The organism is Sedimentitalea sp. (assembly GCF_039973035.1).
Lineage (GTDB): Bacteria > Pseudomonadota > Alphaproteobacteria > Rhodobacterales > Rhodobacteraceae > Sedimentitalea.
In genome coordinates this window covers 211,502-227,685 of the sequence record NZ_JBDWLR010000094.1, presented here as the reverse complement: position 1 = coordinate 227,685, position 16,184 = coordinate 211,502, and the positions used below count along the sequence as shown (strand labels likewise).

Sequence of the window (16,184 nt, the reverse complement as noted above, 5' to 3'; positions counted from 1 at the left end):
TGGCGGTTTCGAAACGCGAAACGGTTGCCGACACGACAGCACAGACAAGGGCGCAAACGATGAAAGACATGGACAATATTCCCGCTTTGATGGCTGATATCGGTGCTCGCGCCAAGGCTGCCAGCCAGGAACTTGCCTTTGCTACAGCCGAGAGCAAACGAACTGCATTGATGGCCGCCGCTGATGCGGTTTGGCTGCAGCGCAGCGATATCATCGCCGCAAATGCCCGCGATCTGGATTATGGCCGCGACAAGGGGCTGTCTGCGGCAATGATGGATCGTCTGATGCTGGACGAAGAACGCATCCACGGCGTCGTCGAAGGGTTGCAAGCCGTCGCAGACCAGCCCGACCCCGTTGGCGAAGTCATGGAAGAATGGGACAGACCCACGGGGCTGCATATCAGCCGGGTGCGAACGCCGCTTGGCGTGATTGGCGTGATCTATGAAAGCCGACCCAATGTGACCGCAGATGCCGGCGCGCTGTGCCTGAAATCAGGCAACGCCGTCATCCTGCGAGGCGGGTCTGAGAGTTTTCATTCCTCTTCCGCTATTCATGCCTGTCTGGCCGAGGGTTTGCGGGTTGCAGGACTCCCCGTAGACGCGATTCAACTGGTGCCCACACGAGATCGCGCCGCAGTATCCGAACTGCTGACCATGACCGACACGGTTGACGTGATTGTGCCGCGCGGTGGCAAGGGCTTGGTCGGTTTGGTTCAGCGCGAAGCCCGGGTGCCCGTCTTTGCTCACCTGGAAGGCATCGTGCATATCTATCTGGACAAGGACGCAAGCCTACAAAAGGCGCTGGATATCGTGCTGAATGCTAAAACGCGCCGGACAGGGATTTGCGGGGCCGCTGAATGCCTGCTGATTCATCAAGACATCGCCGAAACCATCGGCGCAGAGGTGATTTCAGCGCTGATAGCGGCAGGTGTCGAAGTGCGTGCAGAAGGCGCGCTTGCCAAGGTTAACGGGGCGATCAGCGCAGGTGACGAAGACTGGGGTCGCGAGTACCTGGACATGATCATCGCGGCCAAGCCGGTCGCTGACATCGACGCTGCGATTGCACATATTCGCGCCTATGGCTCAAACCACACCGACTGCATCATTACCGAGAGCACTGGCGCTGCCGCCCGGTTCTTTGAGCAATTGGACAGCGCCATCCTGATGCACAATGCGTCGACACAATTCGCCGATGGTGGCGAGTTTGGCATGGGGGCCGAGATTGGCATCGCCACCGGCAAGATGCATGCACGCGGGCCGGTTGGCGCAAAGCAGCTGACCAGCTTCAAATACCTTGTGCGCGGCGATGGAACGGTGCGCACCTAAGGCGCATACCGGCTCAGAAGTGGATGGCGATATGGCCGTCGGCTTGCTCGGTTGATATCGGGCGAGCAAGATCTTGGGCGATTGTGGGCATCAAGGCAAACTGCACCTGCGCCGGTGTGACCTGTGCAAGCGTGTCCGGCGCCGACAGTCCTGCCCACAGATCCGGATCGACATTCAATTTTGTCGACGTCCCGGTCACGCTCCATCGCCCATTCTCAACCGCTGCCACGATGTTGCCGCCATAGGGCATGGCGGTTTCAAGGCATTGGATCGCCAGAAACGCCAGCCTCACGCAAGCGCGGCTTTGCGGCTCATGAGGGCTCCAGTGTAATTGTAAACGCCCGCCGCGGCTGACATCGTCCAAGACCGATGTGACCTCGGCACGGCCCAACATCTGTTCGCCAGCTGCACCATAAGCGATGCGGAAAAACCGAATCCGGGCGCCAGCATTGCCCACGCTGTCGCTGATCAGTTCCAGTTCAGGCCCCTCCATGCCACCGGCCATATCCAGCAGTTCCAACCCGTTGGTGATGGCACCGATCGGGCTGATCAGGTCATGGCAGATTCTGGACCCTATCAAAGACGCCAGATTGTGATTACTCTGTCCCACGCAATTTCTCCGTTTCAGGGCAGTTTATGACCGATCTCAACGCAATACTGGAGCCCGGCATGCTGGTGCGCCATCCCGATTTCGATGAATGGGGCCTTGGACAGGTACAGTCAAACATTGGTGGCAAAATCACGGTCAACTTTCGTGAGCAAGGAAAGGTCGTCATTGACGGCACTCGGGTGTCGTTGGTTCCTGTCTTTGATTCCTGAAACCGGTTTACGAAAGGTTAATTTCTGGCGCAATCACCGCCTGTGTTGCCAATGCACTGCTGTGCAGGCTATTGATCACCTACTGAATTCCGGATCAATGATACAAAGCGAAAATGCCTGAATCCGCGCCAGAATTTTCCGTCAGGCTGGCAAGCACCGATGCCGAACGACGGGCCGCACAGGCGTTGCGCTATGATGTCTTTGTGCGCGAACTCGGAGGCGGCGGCCCGCTTGTGGATCACGAGAACGGGTTGGAGCGCGACCGATTCGATCCGTATTTCGATCACCTGCTGGTCTTTCACACTCCATCTGACCGCGTGGTCGGGGTCTATCGGTTGATGCCTGATGATCAGGCCATCAGGGCGGGGCAATTCTATTCCGAAGACGAATATGATCTGAGTCCTCTCAAATCCACCGGTCGCCGACTGCTTGAGCTTGGCCGGTCATGCCTGCATCGCGATTTTCGGGGGGGTATGGCACTGTACCATCTCTGGACCGGGCTGGCACGATATGTCGAGGCACACGGCATAGACATCCTGTTCGGCGTGGCCAGCTTTCATGGCACTGATCCTCAGGCGATTGCCCAACCGCTTTCGATGCTGAACCACGCACATCTCGCGCCGCCCGAATTGCGGGTCCGCGCCCGACCCGAGCATTTCCAGCGGATGGATCTTGTGCCGCCTGACCAACTTGACCGGCGTCGTGCCGTGGTCGAGATGCCTGCATTGATCAAGGCTTATCTGCGGCTCGGCGGGTTTGTCGGAAAGGGCGCCTATCTTGACCATGCCTTTAACACCACCGACGTTTGCCTTGTGCTGGACACCGCGCGGATGAATGACCGCCAAAGGCGGCTCTATTCGGGCGACCGTTCGGAATGAACCCGACTTGGGACAGTGGCTCGGAACCGGATCCGGTTCGAATAGGTCTGTCCGGCTGGCTGCGTGTGGCAATACGTGGGACTGCGCTGGCGGTCCTTGTGTTTGGCTGCCTGATCTTGCTGCTGTCGATCCGATTGGTCGAAAAGCCACTGTTTTGTGTTAGGCGACCAATGACACCTTTTATCACCCAATTCGTCTGCCGAAATGCCTTTCGCATCCTTGGCATGGGGTTTTCGACCTCGGGCGAGTTGATGGCCGAGCATGGCGCCGTGGTAGCCAATCACTCTTCGTGGCTGGACATCTTCGCGCTGAACGCCCGCAAGCGCGTGTACTTTGTATCAAAGTCAGAAGTTGCGAGCTGGCCGGGAATTGGTTGGCTGGCGCGGGCGACCGGAACCGTGTTCATTGAACGCAACCCGGCGCGGGCGCGTGAACAGACACAACTGTTTGAAGAACGGCTTTTGGCCGGACACAAGCTGTTGTTCTTTCCCGAAGGCACATCAACCGATGGGTTGCGGATTTTAGCATTTAAAACAACGCTTTTCGCTGCGTTCTTTACAGAATACCTGAGGGACATGGCCCATATTCAACCGGTGAACGTGATCTATCATGCGCCACAGGGGGAACCCGCTAGCTTCTATGGTTGGTGGGGGGACATGGAGTTTGCGGAACACCTGCTCAAGACACTTGCGGTGCGTCGCCCCGGGTCGGTCGAATTGGTCTATCATCCGGCGGTGCGGGTTGCGGACTTCACCGGTCGCAAGGAACTTGCCGCGCATTGTGAACGCGTGGTGCGGGCCTGCCATGATGCCAGATTGGCTGATCAGATCGATGGGATCCGCTGACCGCTCGCGTCAAAATGGATCTCGGTGTCTTGTGACCAGTCGATCCCGCAATGCTCGCCTTCTTGCCGCCCGTGCAACGCGCCATCCTGGCGGACCGTGAACGGATCGCCGGATGGCAACGCCAGATGGATCAGGGTTTCCGCGCCAAGGGCTTCGGAGAACGTGACGATGCCGTTTGCATGGCCTTCGCCAGAGTGAACGATGCGGGCATGTTCGGGGCGCACCCCGACCGTCGCGCAGCCTGGTCGCGGAGTGTTAAGCGACGCGGGCGGGACAAAGTTGGTGGCGGGCGAGCCGATAAACCCGGCGACGAACTGCGTGGCCGGGTTGGCATAAACATCAAGCGGTGCACCGATCTGATCAGCAACGCCGTCATGCATCACGATCATGCGGTCAGCTAGGGTCATCGCCTCGACCTGATCATGGGTTACATAGAGCGATGTGATACCAAGTTCTTTCTGTAACGCCTTGATTTCAAGCCGCATCTGAACGCGAAGCTTGGCATCGAGGTTTGACAAGGGTTCGTCAAACAGGAACACCGATGGCTTACGCACTATGGCGCGTCCCATGGCGACCCGCTGGCGCTGTCCACCCGACAGTTCGCGTGGTTTCCGTTGCAGGTAGTCTTCGAGTTGCAGCATCTTTGCTGCGGTCGCAACACGGCCGTCTATTTCGTCCTTTGGTACCTTCGCGATCTTCAAACCATAGGAAATGTTGTCAAAAACATTCATATGCGGGTAGAGCGCGTAGTTCTGGAACACCATGGCGATGTCGCGGTCCATCGGCTCCAGTTCATTGACACGCTTGCCTTCGATTTCGATGTCGCCGCTGCTCACCGTTTCCAGCCCAGCCACCATTCGCAGCAAGGTGGATTTGCCACAGCCAGAGGGACCGACGATCACGATGAACTCGCCATCCGCGATGTCGATGTCGACGCCGTGGATCACCTCGGTCGTGCCAAAGCGTTTCTTGACGTTGCTGAGTTTCAGAGTTGCCATGAGTTATTTCTCGCTGTCCACAAGGCCGCGGATAAACAGGTTCTGCATGCTGATCACCACGATGATCGGGGGCAGCATGGCAAGGATCGACGTGGCCATGATGACCGGCCAGTCGGCGACGTCGTCACCGGATGGAAACATCTGTTTGATGCCCATAACGATCGTGTTCATTGACGGATCCGTGGTGATGAGCAGGGGCCAGAGGTACTGGTTCCAGCCATAGATAAACAGGATTACGAAGAGAGCCGCGATATTCGTGCGGCTCATCGGGAGCAGGATGTCCCAGAAGAACCGCATTGGCCTTGCTCCGTCAACGCGGGCCGCTTCGGCGAGTTCATCCGGAACCGTGAGAAAGAACTGGCGGAACAGGAAGGTTGCGGTGGCGCTGGCGATCAGCGGAAAGATCAGACCCGAATAGCTGTTGAGCATACCGAACCCGGCGACGACTTCGTAAGTGGGGACGATGCGCACTTCGACTGGCAGCATGAGGGTGAGAAAGATCAGCCAGAAGAACAGCCGCCGTCCGGGAAAGCGGAAATAGACGATGGCAAAGGCCGAAAGCAGTGAGATGAGGATTTTGCCAAGCGCAATGCCCATCGCCATGACCAGTGAATTTGCCAGCATCCGCAGGACGGGTGCGTTCACGCCAGAGAACAGAGCATCGCGGTAGTTCTGAAAGAACTGATCGCCCGGCCAAAGCGGCATCGGTGGCTGCGTAATCTCGGGTTGGGTGACGGTAGATGCGACGAAGGCCAGCCAGATCGGGAAAAAGATGATCAGAACGCCAACGATCAGACCCGCATGGGTCAGCCAGAGACCTGCGCCGCGCGTTTCGACCATGCCTGTGCGCTCTGCCATCAGTAATGCACCCGACGTTCGATGAATTTGAACTGGATGATGGTCAGCAGGCCGACAACCACCAGAAGGACCACTGATTGGGCGGCTGAACTGCCCAGATCCTGACCGACGAACCCATCGGCATAAACCTTGTAGACTAGGATCGTGGTGGCCTGCTGCGGCCCGCCGCTGGTGATGGTGTGGATCACCCCAAAGGTTTCAAAGAACGCATAGACGATGTTTACGACCAGCAGGAAAAACGTCGTCGGCGACAATAGCGGCCAGACAATCGTTCTGAACCGTGTCCAGAAACGTGCGCCATCGATGGCCGCGGCCTCGATCACTGAACGCGGGATCGCCTGCAGCCCCGCAAGGAAGAACAGAAAGTTATAGCTGATCCGCCCCCAGCTAGAGGCGGCGACGACAAGGCCCATGGCCTCGGTCTGGTTCAGCACATGGTTCCAGTCATACCCAAGCAGGCCCAGATACCAGGAAACAACCCCAACCCGGGTGTTGAACATGAAGAGCCACAGCACACCCGCGACTGCCGGGGCAACCGCATATGGCCAGATCAGCAATGTACGATAGGTGCCCGCACCCTTGATCAGCCGATCCGCCAGGAGGGCGAGATAGAGCGCCATGCCCATCGACACGACTGTGACCAGCCCCGAAAACACCGCCGTCGTCACGAACGATGCGCGATAGTATGGATCGCCAAACAGATATTCGAAGTTACCAAGCCCCACGAACTGGGATTTGAGGCCAAAGGGGTCGGGTATGAACAGCGACTGCCAGACCGCCTGACCGGCGGGATAAAAGAAGAAGACCGCCGTGATGATCACTTGCGGCAAAAGCAGCAGGAGCGGGAGTAGCCAGCCTTTGAAGGTTACGCGCTTTTCCATTCGGCTTCGATCAGTGTTGGGGCAGGGGATTTTGACCAAACGTATCGGTCGACATCTTGCCCAATGGGTTATTGATCTGTGCGCCCGGTTGCATCCGGGCGCAGCAGTTGTTCTTGACGGTGATTATTGGTTGGCCTGCTCAAAGCGACGCAGCAATTGGTTGCCACGCTCGACCGCGCTGTCCAAGGCCGCCTGTGCGTCCTTGTCACCGGCCCACACGGCCTCGAGCTCTTCGTCGATGATGCCTCGGATCTGATCAAAGCTACCAAGGCGCAACCCTTTGGAGTTTGGCGTAGGTTCTGCACCGGTCATCTGCAGAATGGCGATGTCGGTGCCGGGATTGGCGTCATAGAACCCTTCGTCCTTGGTCTGTTCGGCGGCGGCCAGAGTGATCGGCAGATAGCCGGTGTCCTGATGCCATTTCGCCTGAATGTCAGATGTCGACAGGAAGCTTAGGAATTCCGCAACACCTTCGTATTCTTCGGGATCGTGACCAGCCAGAACCCAGAGCGAAGAGCCACCGATGATTGTGTTTTGCGGAGCGCCTTCGACACCTTCCCAATAGGGCAGTGGCCGGATTTCAAAATCGAATTCGGCTTCGGCCTTGATCCCAGCGTATCCGGCAGAGGATTCAGTAAAAAGTGCACATTCACCGGCGCGGAAGTTCGCCCCGCCTTCGTTGCGGCGACCGTTGTAGATGAACTTGCCGTCCTTGGCCCAATCACCCATCTGCTGGATATGCTGAACCTGTACCGGCCCGTTCAGAGTGAGTTCGGTATCAAGCCCGGCATAGCCGTTCTCCTGACTGGCAAACGGCTGGTTGTGCCATGTGCTGAAGTTTTCGAGATGGATCCAGCTCTGCCATGCGGTGGTCAGGGGGCATTCATGTCCCGATTCCTTCAGCGCATCCAGCGCTTCTCCGACCTTTTGCCACGTGGAAAGGTCCATGTCGGGATCAAGTCCGGCACCCGACAGCGCGTCGCGATTCACCCAGAGAACCGGGGTCGAAGAGTTATAGGGCAGCGACAGCATCTGGCCATCGGTGGTGGTGTAATACCCTTTGACCGGGCCCAGATACCCATCCGGGTCAAATGGTGCGCCGCCTTCGGCCATCACTTCGTAAACCGGTTTGATGGCACCCTCTGCGGCCATCATCGTGGCGGTGCCAACTTCGAACACCATCAGGATCTGCGGCTGCTCGCCCGCGCGGAACGCGGCGATACCGGCATTCAGCGTTTCCGAATAGTTACCCTTGTGGTTTCCGACAACAACATAGTCGGACTGGCTGGCGTTGAAGGTTTCGATCTGCTCGGCGAGAAGTTCGCCAAGTCGTCCGGTGAATGCGTGCCACCATTGGATTTCGGTCTGCGCCCAAGCGCCATTGGATAGCGCTAACGTTGACGCTGCGGCAGCGAGCAAAGTTTTGATTTTCATGGCTTTCCCCCCAAGGAATTTATTTTGGTTCGATGTTTCATAGCCTAGCCACCTGCGCGATTCTGACAACAGTTTTACGACAACCGATCCGGAGATCGTGAAATTGCTCACGCTTGACGTCACGTGATGCCGCCGGTTCTCGCGAAACAACATTGCGGCCTCGGGATCCCGCGAAGTAGGCAAATACACGAGCGGATCGAAGCCATAATGCGAAGGGGCTTGCACCCCGGTTCATCCTGCAGTATGGCCCCCACATTCAACCCGCAGGCGGGGTTGGGCCGATGGGGGAGACATCCCCAAAGGTCCGCCGGTTGGCGCATTCGCGTCGAGACCCCCGCCGAGGATCAAACCGGAAAGGAAAACGAGCATGGCTCTTCCCGAGTTCTCCATGCGCCAGCTGCTGGAAGCAGGCGTACACTTTGGTCACCAGACACAGCGCTGGAACCCGCGTATGGCGCATTACATATATGGCGCACGTAACGGCATTCACATCATGGACCTGACGCAGACTGTTCCGATGCTGGATCAGGCGTTGCAGGTCATCCGTGACACCGTCGCCAAAGGTGGGCGCGTTCTGTTCGTCGGCACCAAGCGTCAGGCCAGCCAGCCCATCGCCGAAGCCGCCGAGAAATCAGCGCAGTATTACATGAACCACCGTTGGCTGGGCGGCACGCTCACCAACTGGCAGACCGTGTCCAAATCGATCCAGCGCCTGAAGCACATCGACGAGCAGATGGAAACTGGCGCCGAGGGCCTGACCAAGAAAGAGCGTCTTGGCATGGAGCGCGATCAGGGCAAATTGGAAGCCTCGCTGGGCGGCATTCGCGAAATGGGCGGCACACCCGACCTGTTGTTCGTGATCGACGTCAAGAAAGAGGCGCTCGCCATTGCCGAAGCGAACAAGCTGGGCATCCCGGTTGTCGCGATCGTCGATACCAACTGTTCCCCCGATGGCGTCGACTTTGTCATTCCGGGCAATGACGACGCTGCTCGTGCGATTTCGCTTTATTGCGATCTGGCCGCGCGCGCCGCACTGGACGGCATGTCGGCACAGCTTGGTGCCGCAGGCGTGGATCTGGGCGCCATGGAAGAAGCACCGGTTGAAGAAGCCGTTGCTGAACCTGCTGGTGTTGAAGTTGGTGGTGCATCGAGCGAGACCGTGTCGAACGACGCCATGGCAAAAGACGCCCCGATGGACATCGAGTCCACAGCAAAGACTCTGGAAAAAGCCGCCAAAGGCAGCTGATCGGTTTGCCACCGTTTTTTGCGGTGGTCTGACATGAACCTGAAATGCGGCGCGAGTATAGCTCGCGCTGCACCCGTTGAAAATTCCTGAACAGGAGAGCCGAACATGGCAATTACCGCATCTATGGTAAAGGAACTGCGCGACAGCACCGGCGCGGGCATGATGGACGCCAAGAAGGCGCTGACCGAAACCGATGGCGACATGGACGCCGCCGTTGATTGGCTGCGCACCAAAGGTCTGGCAAAAGCCGCCAAGAAATCCGGTCGTGTTGCTGCCGAAGGTCTGGTCGCTGTTGTCGTAGACGGCGGCAAAGGCGTTGCAGTCGAAGTGAACTCGGAAACAGACTTTGTCGGCAAAAACGCCGAATTCCAGGAAATGGTCAGTGGCATCGCCCGCACTGCTCTTGGCGTGTCTGACATCGAAGCGCTGAAAGCGGCTGACATGGGTGGCAAACCGGTTGCCGATGTCATCACAGACAAGATCGCCACCATCGGCGAGAACATGTCGGTTCGCCGGATGTCTGCCATCGAAGGCGACGCTGTCGTGTCCTACGTTCACAACGCAGCAGCCCCCGGTATGGGCAAGATCGGCGTTCTGGTTGCACAGTCAGGCGGCGACGAGGCGTTTGGCAAGCAGGTGGCGATGCACATCGCTGCTGTGAACCCCGCCGCGCTGAGCGAAGAAGGCATGGACCCTGCTGTTGTCGAGAAAGAAAAGCAGGTTCAGATGGACATTGCACGCGAGAGCGGCAAGCCCGAGCAGGTTATCGAAAAGATGATCATTGGCCGGATGAAAAAGTTCGTCGCCGAATCTACGCTGCTGAACCAGCAGTTCGTGGTGAACCCTGACCTGACCGTCGGTGAAGCGGCAAAAGAAGCCGGCGCCACGATTTCTGGTTTCGTTCGCCTCGAAGTGGGCGAAGGCATCGAGAAGAAGGAAGAGGATTTCGCCAGCGAAGTGGCCAAGGCCGTTCAAGGCTGATCCCCATTCTCTATTGATTGAAAGGCCCGCCTGGCACTGCGCCGGGCGGGCCTTTTCTATTTCCGAGATATGACATCGATAGCGAGCCAAATTGACGTCGCAGGAGTTGGTTAGGTCATGGGCGAAAAAAGACGGAGCCGCGCTCAACACTGCGCGGCTCCAATCAATTGAACGCCCCGATTCTATGGGGATGGAAGGGGCTACTCAAAGATTCCGGCCCAATACGTGGAACAATACACGCACGAGCCGGACAGGTAAGAGAGCCTTGTAATATCAAGGGTCGTTTCCCGATGTTCCCAGGCTAAAGCCACCACTCACGGAACAACTGCACTTTGCGATTTAAAGCGCGTTTGTTAAAGTAATGTATTCCTTACCCGAGGTAAACATGACCCAAAAATTCATGAAATATTATAATAGAATCAGGTGTCTGCGGGCATCGTGAACATCTGATTGAGCAGCGCTGCCTTGAGCACCGCCTGCGCCGAGGTTTCAACCGACAGCGACTCTCGCGCAAGACGCAGATGCTTTTCCACCGTCGCCGAGGTAAGCCCCATCAGGATCGCGATATCCTGCGTGGTCTTGCCGTCACCAACCCATTCCAGCGCTTCACGCTGCCGTTTTGTCAGCGCTCTGTTCGGGGGGGTGTAGGGAAGTGTGAGGATCCGAAGATGCGCCACGTTGTTCATCAGATGGATATCAGCGCCGTGTTCTGCCCAGACCTCGTCAATTTCTTCTTGCGACATCTCGGCCCTCGCCGCGAGCGAGATTGCACCCTTGGACCGTGGTGAGATCGATTTGAAGCTGATCGTATAGCCGGATTTGACCTTGAACGTCAGATTGAACGTCACAACCTTGATCTGTTCGGGGGTCAGCTTACCCAAGTCAAATTTTTCGTAGATCTGCCGCCAGCTGCCTGCACCTTCGTTTTCCAATGCCCAGTTCAGCATCGGCGCGTGAAAATACAGCCCGCCGTGAAGAAAGCCCGCAAGGTATTCCTGGCTGTGGTTGCTGAGGATCGTGAAATCATCAGGATCGCCCAGCGATGTTTCCGTGCGATAGCGCGTGAACCCATAAATCAGACGGTCAAAGCCGAACCGTTCCATCTGCGCGGTATGCACCGGCCAGAGTTCTTCCAGGCTTTGCGCGTTTGTGATGGTATGCAGATACTCGCGCAACTCCATAGCGGCTACGATCCTTCCAGATGAGATTTGAGCGCATCAAGCGCCATGATATAGCCCTGTGGTCCGAACCCGCAGATCTGTCCAAGGGCGACCTTTGCCAGATAAGACACGTGGCGGAACGACTCGCGCGCGTGGATATTGGACAGGTGTACCTCGACCGCAGGCAGCTCTACCGACGCAACCGCATCCATCAGAGCGATAGAGGTATGGGTGTAAGCGCCGGCATTGATCACCAGACCGGCTTGGGTTGCCTTGGCAGCATGGATGGCATCGACCATGCCGCCTTCGTGATTTGTCTGCAGGCAGGATACGTTCAGGCCGATGGCCTCGCCATGTGCACGACAGGCGTCCTCTACCATCGCAAGCGTGGTCGTTCCGTAGACCTCTGGCTGGCGGGTCCCAAGCAGGTTCAGATTTGGACCATTGAGGATCAGAATGCCGTTCATGATGCCAGTTTCCCTTTTTCAATAGGTCTTAGGCACGAAATTCTGGTTCTGTCCAGATCACAGCCAGCCGATGTCACAAATCAGTCAAAGACCGCCAGTCCCAGCCATTGTGCAACCAGCGCAGGGGTATCCTGACCTTCAATCTCGATTGTCAGGGTGTTTTCGCGCAAAAGGTCCGTGTCGTTACGTTTGGTAACTTCGGCCAAAACGAAGCGCCCGCGCAGCCGTGACCCGGCTTTGACCGGCGACAGAAAGCGCAGCTTGTTAAAGCCATAGTTGATGCCCATGACCTGACCGGGCAGCATCGGAAAACAGTCATAGGCAAAACGGCTTGCCAGCGACAGCGTCAGGAAGCCGTGCGCGATGGTGCCGCCAAATGGCGTCTCGGCTGCGGCGCGTTCGGGATCAACATGGATCCACTGGGTGTCGTGGGTCACGTCGGCAAAGGTATCAATCATCGGCTGATCAACCGTGATCCAATTGGACACGCCGACTTCGGTTCCAATACTTGCCTGAGCATTTTCCAATGCCTGATCGATTGCAGCCATGGTTGCCTCCTCTTCTTGTGGTCAGTTGATTAGGGATCAGGGCCGACACGCACCATGCGCTTGCCCTTGTTTTCACCGGCGAGCAGGCCAATCAGCGCGGCGGGCGCATTGTCTAGCCCGTCGACGATGTCTTCGAACACCTTGATCTGGCCATTGCTGACCCATGTCTGCAGCGCGCGCAGGGCGGTCGCGTCCTGATCGGCGAAATCCATCACGATAAAGCCTTCCATCCGCAGCCGTTTCACGACCACCAGCCCCGGAAGGTTGCGGGGGCCTGTCGGGGTGTCGGTGTCATATTGGCTGATCGCGCCGCAACAGGAAATCCGACCCCGGTTATTCATCACGGCAAGCGCCGTTTCCAGAACCGCGCCACCGACATTGTCGAAATAGACATCCACGCCATCGGGGCAGGCGGCGCGCAACGCCTTGAACAGGCCTGGCTCGCGATAGTCCACACAGGCATCAAAGCCCAGCGTATCAACAACCCAGCCGCATTTTTCCGGACCACCGGCGATACCGACAACGCGACAGCCAATCGCCTTGGCGATCTGTCCGACATACCCACCGACCGACCCTGCCGCAGCAGAGACGAGGACCGTTTCGCCCGCAATCGGACGCGCCACATTCACCAGACCGTGAAACGCGGTTTTTCCTGCGATGCCAAAGACCGACATCAGGTTGGACAAGGGGCGGATATCCGGCATCTTTTGCACCTTGTGCGCCGGACGGGTCACATATTCTGCCCAGACCGATTCCGACGCAACGATGTCGCCCTTCTTCAGCCGTGGGCTGTTGCTCTCCATCACTTCGCAGATCGCATAGGTTGGCATGATGTCACCCGCCTTGACCGCGTCACGATAGGTCGCGCCCTGCATCCAGCTTCTGTTGGCGGCATCGATCGACATGAGGATTGTGCGCAACAGCACCTCGCCGTCGCCTGCGGTCGGCATGTCGCCGTCTTTTGCGTTGAAATGCGCCTGTGTCAGTTCGCCTTTCGGCAATTCAGAGATCGCGATCATACGGTTGGTCATGTTCAGGTCCTGAGGTTTGGGCGTTCGTAGGGGTGTCAAACGGGCGCGTATCCCGGTAATCGTCGGGGCAAAAGCGTCAGAGAGGCCCGCGTGACATGAGCAAAGAGTATCACCAACCCAAGTTTTCGCCGCCACCGGGCGCTGCCGATCTGCTGTTGATCCGGCATGGACGCACCGAGGCCGCGCGCCCCGGCGTGTCGTTTCCCATGAAGGACGGGCATGGCGATCCGGCGCTGCATCCCGAGGGCGAAGAACAGGCGCTGGCTGTGGCCGCGCGGCTTGAACACGAACCTCTTTCTGCAATCTATGTGACGAACCTGCGGCGCACTCATCAGACCGCTGCGCCCTTGGCCGAACGTCTGGGGCTTGAGCCGCGTGTCGAAGCCGATCTGCGCGAGATCCATCTGGGCGAGTGGGACGGTGGCCTGTACCGCATCAAGGCGGCCGAGAACGCGCCCGAATTCCAACGCGCATTTGCGCAGCAAGAGTGGGGAGAAATCCCCGGTGCGGAAACCACAGCGATCCTGCATGCGCGTGTGCGCGCAGGTCTGTTGCGGATTGCCGCCGCGCACCCGGATGAACGGGTCGCGGTCGTCGTGCATGCGGGCGTTGTGGGCGCGGCCATGGCGATTGCCAGCGGTTCGCAAGCCTTTGCCTTCAACAGGGTCGCCAATGGCTCGATCAGCCGCATCGTGGTCGATGGGGACCAGATGATCGTGCAGGGGTTCAACGATATCTCGCATCTGAACTGACGGTCAGTCCATCGTCACGACGACTTTGCCCATCACCTTGCGTTCCGCCATCATGGTGAGCGCATCGGCGGTCTGGGCAAGTGGAAAGCGTGCGCTGATCCGGGGTTTGATATTGCCCGCAGCATATAGCTCAAACAACTCGCCCACGTTTTCCATGTGCCCCTTGGGGTCGCGGACCGTCGAGGCCCCCCAGAACACGCCGACCACCTGACAGCCTTTGAGCAGTGTCAGGTTCAGCGGCAGTTTGGGAATACCGGCCGGGAATCCGACCACAAGGAACCGACCCTCCCAGGCAAGTGCGCGCACGGCAGGCTCGGCATAGGCGCCGCCCACGGCATCATAGACAACATTGACGCCCTCGGACCCGACAAGTTCCTTGATCTCGCCAGAGAACGCCTTTTGCGCGTCGCGATCCATTTCGCGCGGATAGATGATGGTGTCGTCGGCTCCGATGGATGTGCAGAACTCGGCCTTTTCGGCGCTGGACACCGCTGCGATGACCCGCGCACCCGCTGCCTTGCCCAATTCAATGGCTGCGGCCCCAACACCGCCCGCAGCACCAAGGATCAGCAGGCTTTCACCAGCTTTCAGATGGGCACGGTCTTTCAGGGCGTGATGCGATGTGCCGTAGGTAAAGATAAAGCAGGCGGCATCCTCATAGGGCATGTTGTCGGGGATCTTGATCAGCCGTGTCGGGTCGACCGCCATGTGGGTGGCAAAGCCGCCAAAACCGGTCAGCGCCAACACGCGGTCGCCAACGGCAAAGCCCTTGACGTCCTTGCCAACGGCGGCAACGTCGCCCGCGATCTCGCCACCGGGCGCAAACGGGCGCGGGGGTTTCATCTGATAGAGATCACGGATCATCAGCGTATCGGGAAAGTTGACACCTGCCGCGCGAATTCTGACGATCACCTCGCCATCCTTGGGCTGCGGATCCGGCAGTTCGGTCAGTTCCAGCGTTTCGGGCCCACCGATGGCCTGGCTCAGCATTGCGTGCATGTGATCTCTCCCTGATGTCGCGGTTCCGCGCCGCAATCTTACCGCGCGACTGTTTCCCCGCAAATCAGTGTTGTCAATCGAAATTCGAAATGCAATTCTGCACAGCGGAACGGCGACGTGTGACGGGGAGGGAACCACCATGACACCGGAAATCTTGTTTTCCTTGAGCGGGAAAACCGCACTTGTAACAGGGGGCGCAACCGGCATCGGACGCATGGCTGCCGAGGCGCTGGTGCGCGCCGGGGCGCGGGTGCTGATCGCCTCGCGCAAAAGCGAGGCCTGCGAAGCTGTCGCGGAGCAGTTGAATGCTCTGGATGCGGAAGGATCGGCAGAAGGCTTTGCCGGGGATGTCAGCAGCGAAGACGGCGTCGACGCGTTGGCCAAAGCTGTCGCAGAGCGCACGGATCGGCTTGATATCCTGATGAACAATGCGGGTGTGACATGGGGTGCGCCGCTTGGTCAGTTTCCGTTTGCCGGTTGGGAAAAGGTCAACGCGGTTAACGTCGCCGGGCTGTTTCACCTGACGCAAAAGCTGATGCCGATGCTGATCGCTTCCGGCACGACAGAGGATCCAGCAAGGGTGGTCAATGTCGGCTCGGTCATGGGCGAAGTGCCGATGGGCGATGGCGCCTACAGCTATTCCGCGTCCAAGGCCGCCGTCCTGCACCTGAGCAAGATCTTGGCCAAGGAACTCGCCGGGCATCACGTGACAGTCAATGCGCTCGCACCCGGGCCGTTCGTGTCGCGGATGACGGCCTTTGCGACCCATGACGAAGGGTTGCGCGAAAAGGTCGGCTCGGACGTGCCGTTGGGCCGCGTCGGGCGGGATGAAGATATCGCTGGTTGCATGTTGTTCCTGTGCGGGCGTGGCGGGGCCTATGTGACAGGTGCCGTGATCCCGGTCAGCGGTGGCATCAATGTCATGACGGCCCCGAATATCTTTGCAAGCGCAATGGAATAGA

Annotated in this window: 18 protein-coding genes; 8 read left to right on the top strand and 10 right to left on the bottom strand. The window is 58.4% G+C overall.

The genetic code is table 11. From position 1 onward, the window contains the following. Positions 1–59 precede the first annotated feature (59 nt). The gene (locus ABJO75_RS26070) at positions 60–1,325 is read left to right on the top strand and encodes a glutamate-5-semialdehyde dehydrogenase (RefSeq protein ID WP_348125385.1); all 1,266 of its coding nucleotides are present in this window, start codon (positions 60–62) and stop codon (positions 1,323–1,325) included. Positions 1,326–1,338: 13 nt separating this feature from the next. On the opposite strand, the gene ABJO75_RS26065 is transcribed toward ABJO75_RS26070, so the two are convergent. Next, positions 1,339–1,935, bottom strand: a complete 597-nt coding sequence (locus ABJO75_RS26065; protein ID WP_348125383.1) for a histidine phosphotransferase family protein — start codon at positions 1,933–1,935, stop codon at positions 1,339–1,341. Between the two features lie 26 nt (positions 1,936–1,961). Between ABJO75_RS26065 and ABJO75_RS26060 the strand changes: the two genes are divergently transcribed. The 3 genes from ABJO75_RS26060 to ABJO75_RS26050 all read left to right on the top strand — a co-directional run bounded on the left by ABJO75_RS26060 (position 1,962) and on the right by ABJO75_RS26050 (position 3,867). Next, entirely contained in the window at positions 1,962–2,144 is a 183-nt protein-coding gene (locus ABJO75_RS26060; RefSeq protein ID WP_348125381.1) for a DUF3553 domain-containing protein, read from the top strand. A gap of 113 nt (positions 2,145–2,257) precedes the next feature. Continuing rightward, positions 2,258–3,022 carry a GNAT family N-acyltransferase gene (locus ABJO75_RS26055; RefSeq protein WP_348125380.1) on the top strand — a complete coding sequence of 255 codons (765 nt, stop codon included), beginning with the start codon at positions 2,258–2,260 and terminating at the stop codon, positions 3,020–3,022. Further along, entirely contained in the window at positions 3,019–3,867 is an 849-nt protein-coding gene (locus ABJO75_RS26050) for a lysophospholipid acyltransferase family protein (RefSeq protein ID WP_348125378.1), read from the top strand. The genes ABJO75_RS26055 and ABJO75_RS26050 overlap by 4 nt, the downstream gene beginning before the upstream one ends. On the opposite strand, the gene ugpC is transcribed toward ABJO75_RS26050, so the two are convergent. The 4 genes from ugpC to ugpB all read right to left on the bottom strand — a co-directional run bounded on the left by ugpC (position 3,846) and on the right by ugpB (position 8,038). Further along, positions 3,846–4,865 carry a sn-glycerol-3-phosphate ABC transporter ATP-binding protein UgpC gene (gene ugpC, locus ABJO75_RS26045; RefSeq protein ID WP_348125376.1) on the bottom strand — a complete coding sequence of 340 codons (1,020 nt, stop codon included), beginning with the start codon at positions 4,863–4,865 and terminating at the stop codon, positions 3,846–3,848. The genes ABJO75_RS26050 and ugpC overlap by 22 nt on opposite strands. Positions 4,866–4,868: 3 nt before the next feature. Continuing rightward, a complete protein-coding gene (ugpE, locus tag ABJO75_RS26040; protein ID WP_348125692.1) occupies positions 4,869–5,705 on the bottom strand; it encodes a sn-glycerol-3-phosphate ABC transporter permease UgpE in 837 nt (278 codons plus the stop codon). A 17-nt stretch (positions 5,706–5,722) separates the two neighbouring features. Next, on the bottom strand, positions 5,723–6,604 hold the full coding sequence (gene ugpA / locus ABJO75_RS26035; protein WP_348125374.1) for a sn-glycerol-3-phosphate ABC transporter permease UgpA: 882 nt from the start codon (positions 6,602–6,604) through the stop codon (positions 5,723–5,725). A 123-nt stretch (positions 6,605–6,727) separates the two neighbouring features. Further along, positions 6,728–8,038 (bottom strand): sn-glycerol-3-phosphate ABC transporter substrate-binding protein UgpB, encoded by a 1,311-nt coding sequence (ugpB, locus tag ABJO75_RS26030; RefSeq protein ID WP_348125373.1) that lies wholly within the window; start codon positions 8,036–8,038, stop codon positions 6,728–6,730. A gap of 367 nt (positions 8,039–8,405) precedes the next feature. Here ugpB and rpsB point away from each other — a divergent pair, with 367 nt between their 5' ends. Further along, positions 8,406–9,284, top strand: coding sequence for a 30S ribosomal protein S2 (rpsB, locus tag ABJO75_RS26025; protein ID WP_348125371.1), 879 nt, complete (start codon positions 8,406–8,408; stop codon positions 9,282–9,284). 105 nt (positions 9,285–9,389) lie between these two features. Beyond that, positions 9,390–10,265, top strand: coding sequence for a translation elongation factor Ts (gene tsf, locus ABJO75_RS26020; RefSeq protein WP_348125369.1), 876 nt, complete (start codon positions 9,390–9,392; stop codon positions 10,263–10,265). A 419-nt stretch (positions 10,266–10,684) separates the two neighbouring features. Here the strand turns inward: tsf and ABJO75_RS26015 are convergent, their stop codons facing one another. From ABJO75_RS26015 to ABJO75_RS26000, 4 genes are all read right to left on the bottom strand, one after another. Then, positions 10,685–11,446: a LuxR family transcriptional regulator gene (locus ABJO75_RS26015; RefSeq protein ID WP_348125368.1), complete on the bottom strand. Its 762-nt coding sequence runs from the start codon at positions 11,444–11,446 to the stop codon at positions 10,685–10,687. A gap of 5 nt (positions 11,447–11,451) precedes the next feature. Next, positions 11,452–11,892: a type II 3-dehydroquinate dehydratase gene (gene aroQ / locus ABJO75_RS26010; protein WP_348125366.1), complete on the bottom strand. Its 441-nt coding sequence runs from the start codon at positions 11,890–11,892 to the stop codon at positions 11,452–11,454. 80 nt (positions 11,893–11,972) lie between these two features. Continuing rightward, complete coding sequence (locus ABJO75_RS26005; RefSeq protein WP_348125364.1) at positions 11,973–12,440, bottom strand: MaoC family dehydratase; 468 nt, start codon at positions 12,438–12,440, stop codon at positions 11,973–11,975. Positions 12,441–12,469: 29 nt separating this feature from the next. Next, positions 12,470–13,471 carry an NADP-dependent oxidoreductase gene (locus ABJO75_RS26000; protein ID WP_348125362.1) on the bottom strand — a complete coding sequence of 334 codons (1,002 nt, stop codon included), beginning with the start codon at positions 13,469–13,471 and terminating at the stop codon, positions 12,470–12,472. A gap of 95 nt (positions 13,472–13,566) precedes the next feature. Between ABJO75_RS26000 and ABJO75_RS25995 the strand changes: the two genes are divergently transcribed. Then, positions 13,567–14,223 (top strand): histidine phosphatase family protein, encoded by a 657-nt coding sequence (locus ABJO75_RS25995; RefSeq protein ID WP_348125360.1) that lies wholly within the window; start codon positions 13,567–13,569, stop codon positions 14,221–14,223. Between the two features lie 3 nt (positions 14,224–14,226). On the opposite strand, the gene ABJO75_RS25990 is transcribed toward ABJO75_RS25995, so the two are convergent. Further along, on the bottom strand, positions 14,227–15,222 hold the full coding sequence (locus ABJO75_RS25990) for an NADPH:quinone oxidoreductase family protein (protein ID WP_348125358.1): 996 nt from the start codon (positions 15,220–15,222) through the stop codon (positions 14,227–14,229). Positions 15,223–15,361: 139 nt separating this feature from the next. Between ABJO75_RS25990 and ABJO75_RS25985 the strand changes: the two genes are divergently transcribed. After that, positions 15,362–16,183 carry an SDR family NAD(P)-dependent oxidoreductase gene (locus ABJO75_RS25985; RefSeq protein ID WP_348125356.1) on the top strand — a complete coding sequence of 274 codons (822 nt, stop codon included), beginning with the start codon at positions 15,362–15,364 and terminating at the stop codon, positions 16,181–16,183. Position 16,184 lies beyond the last annotated feature (1 nt).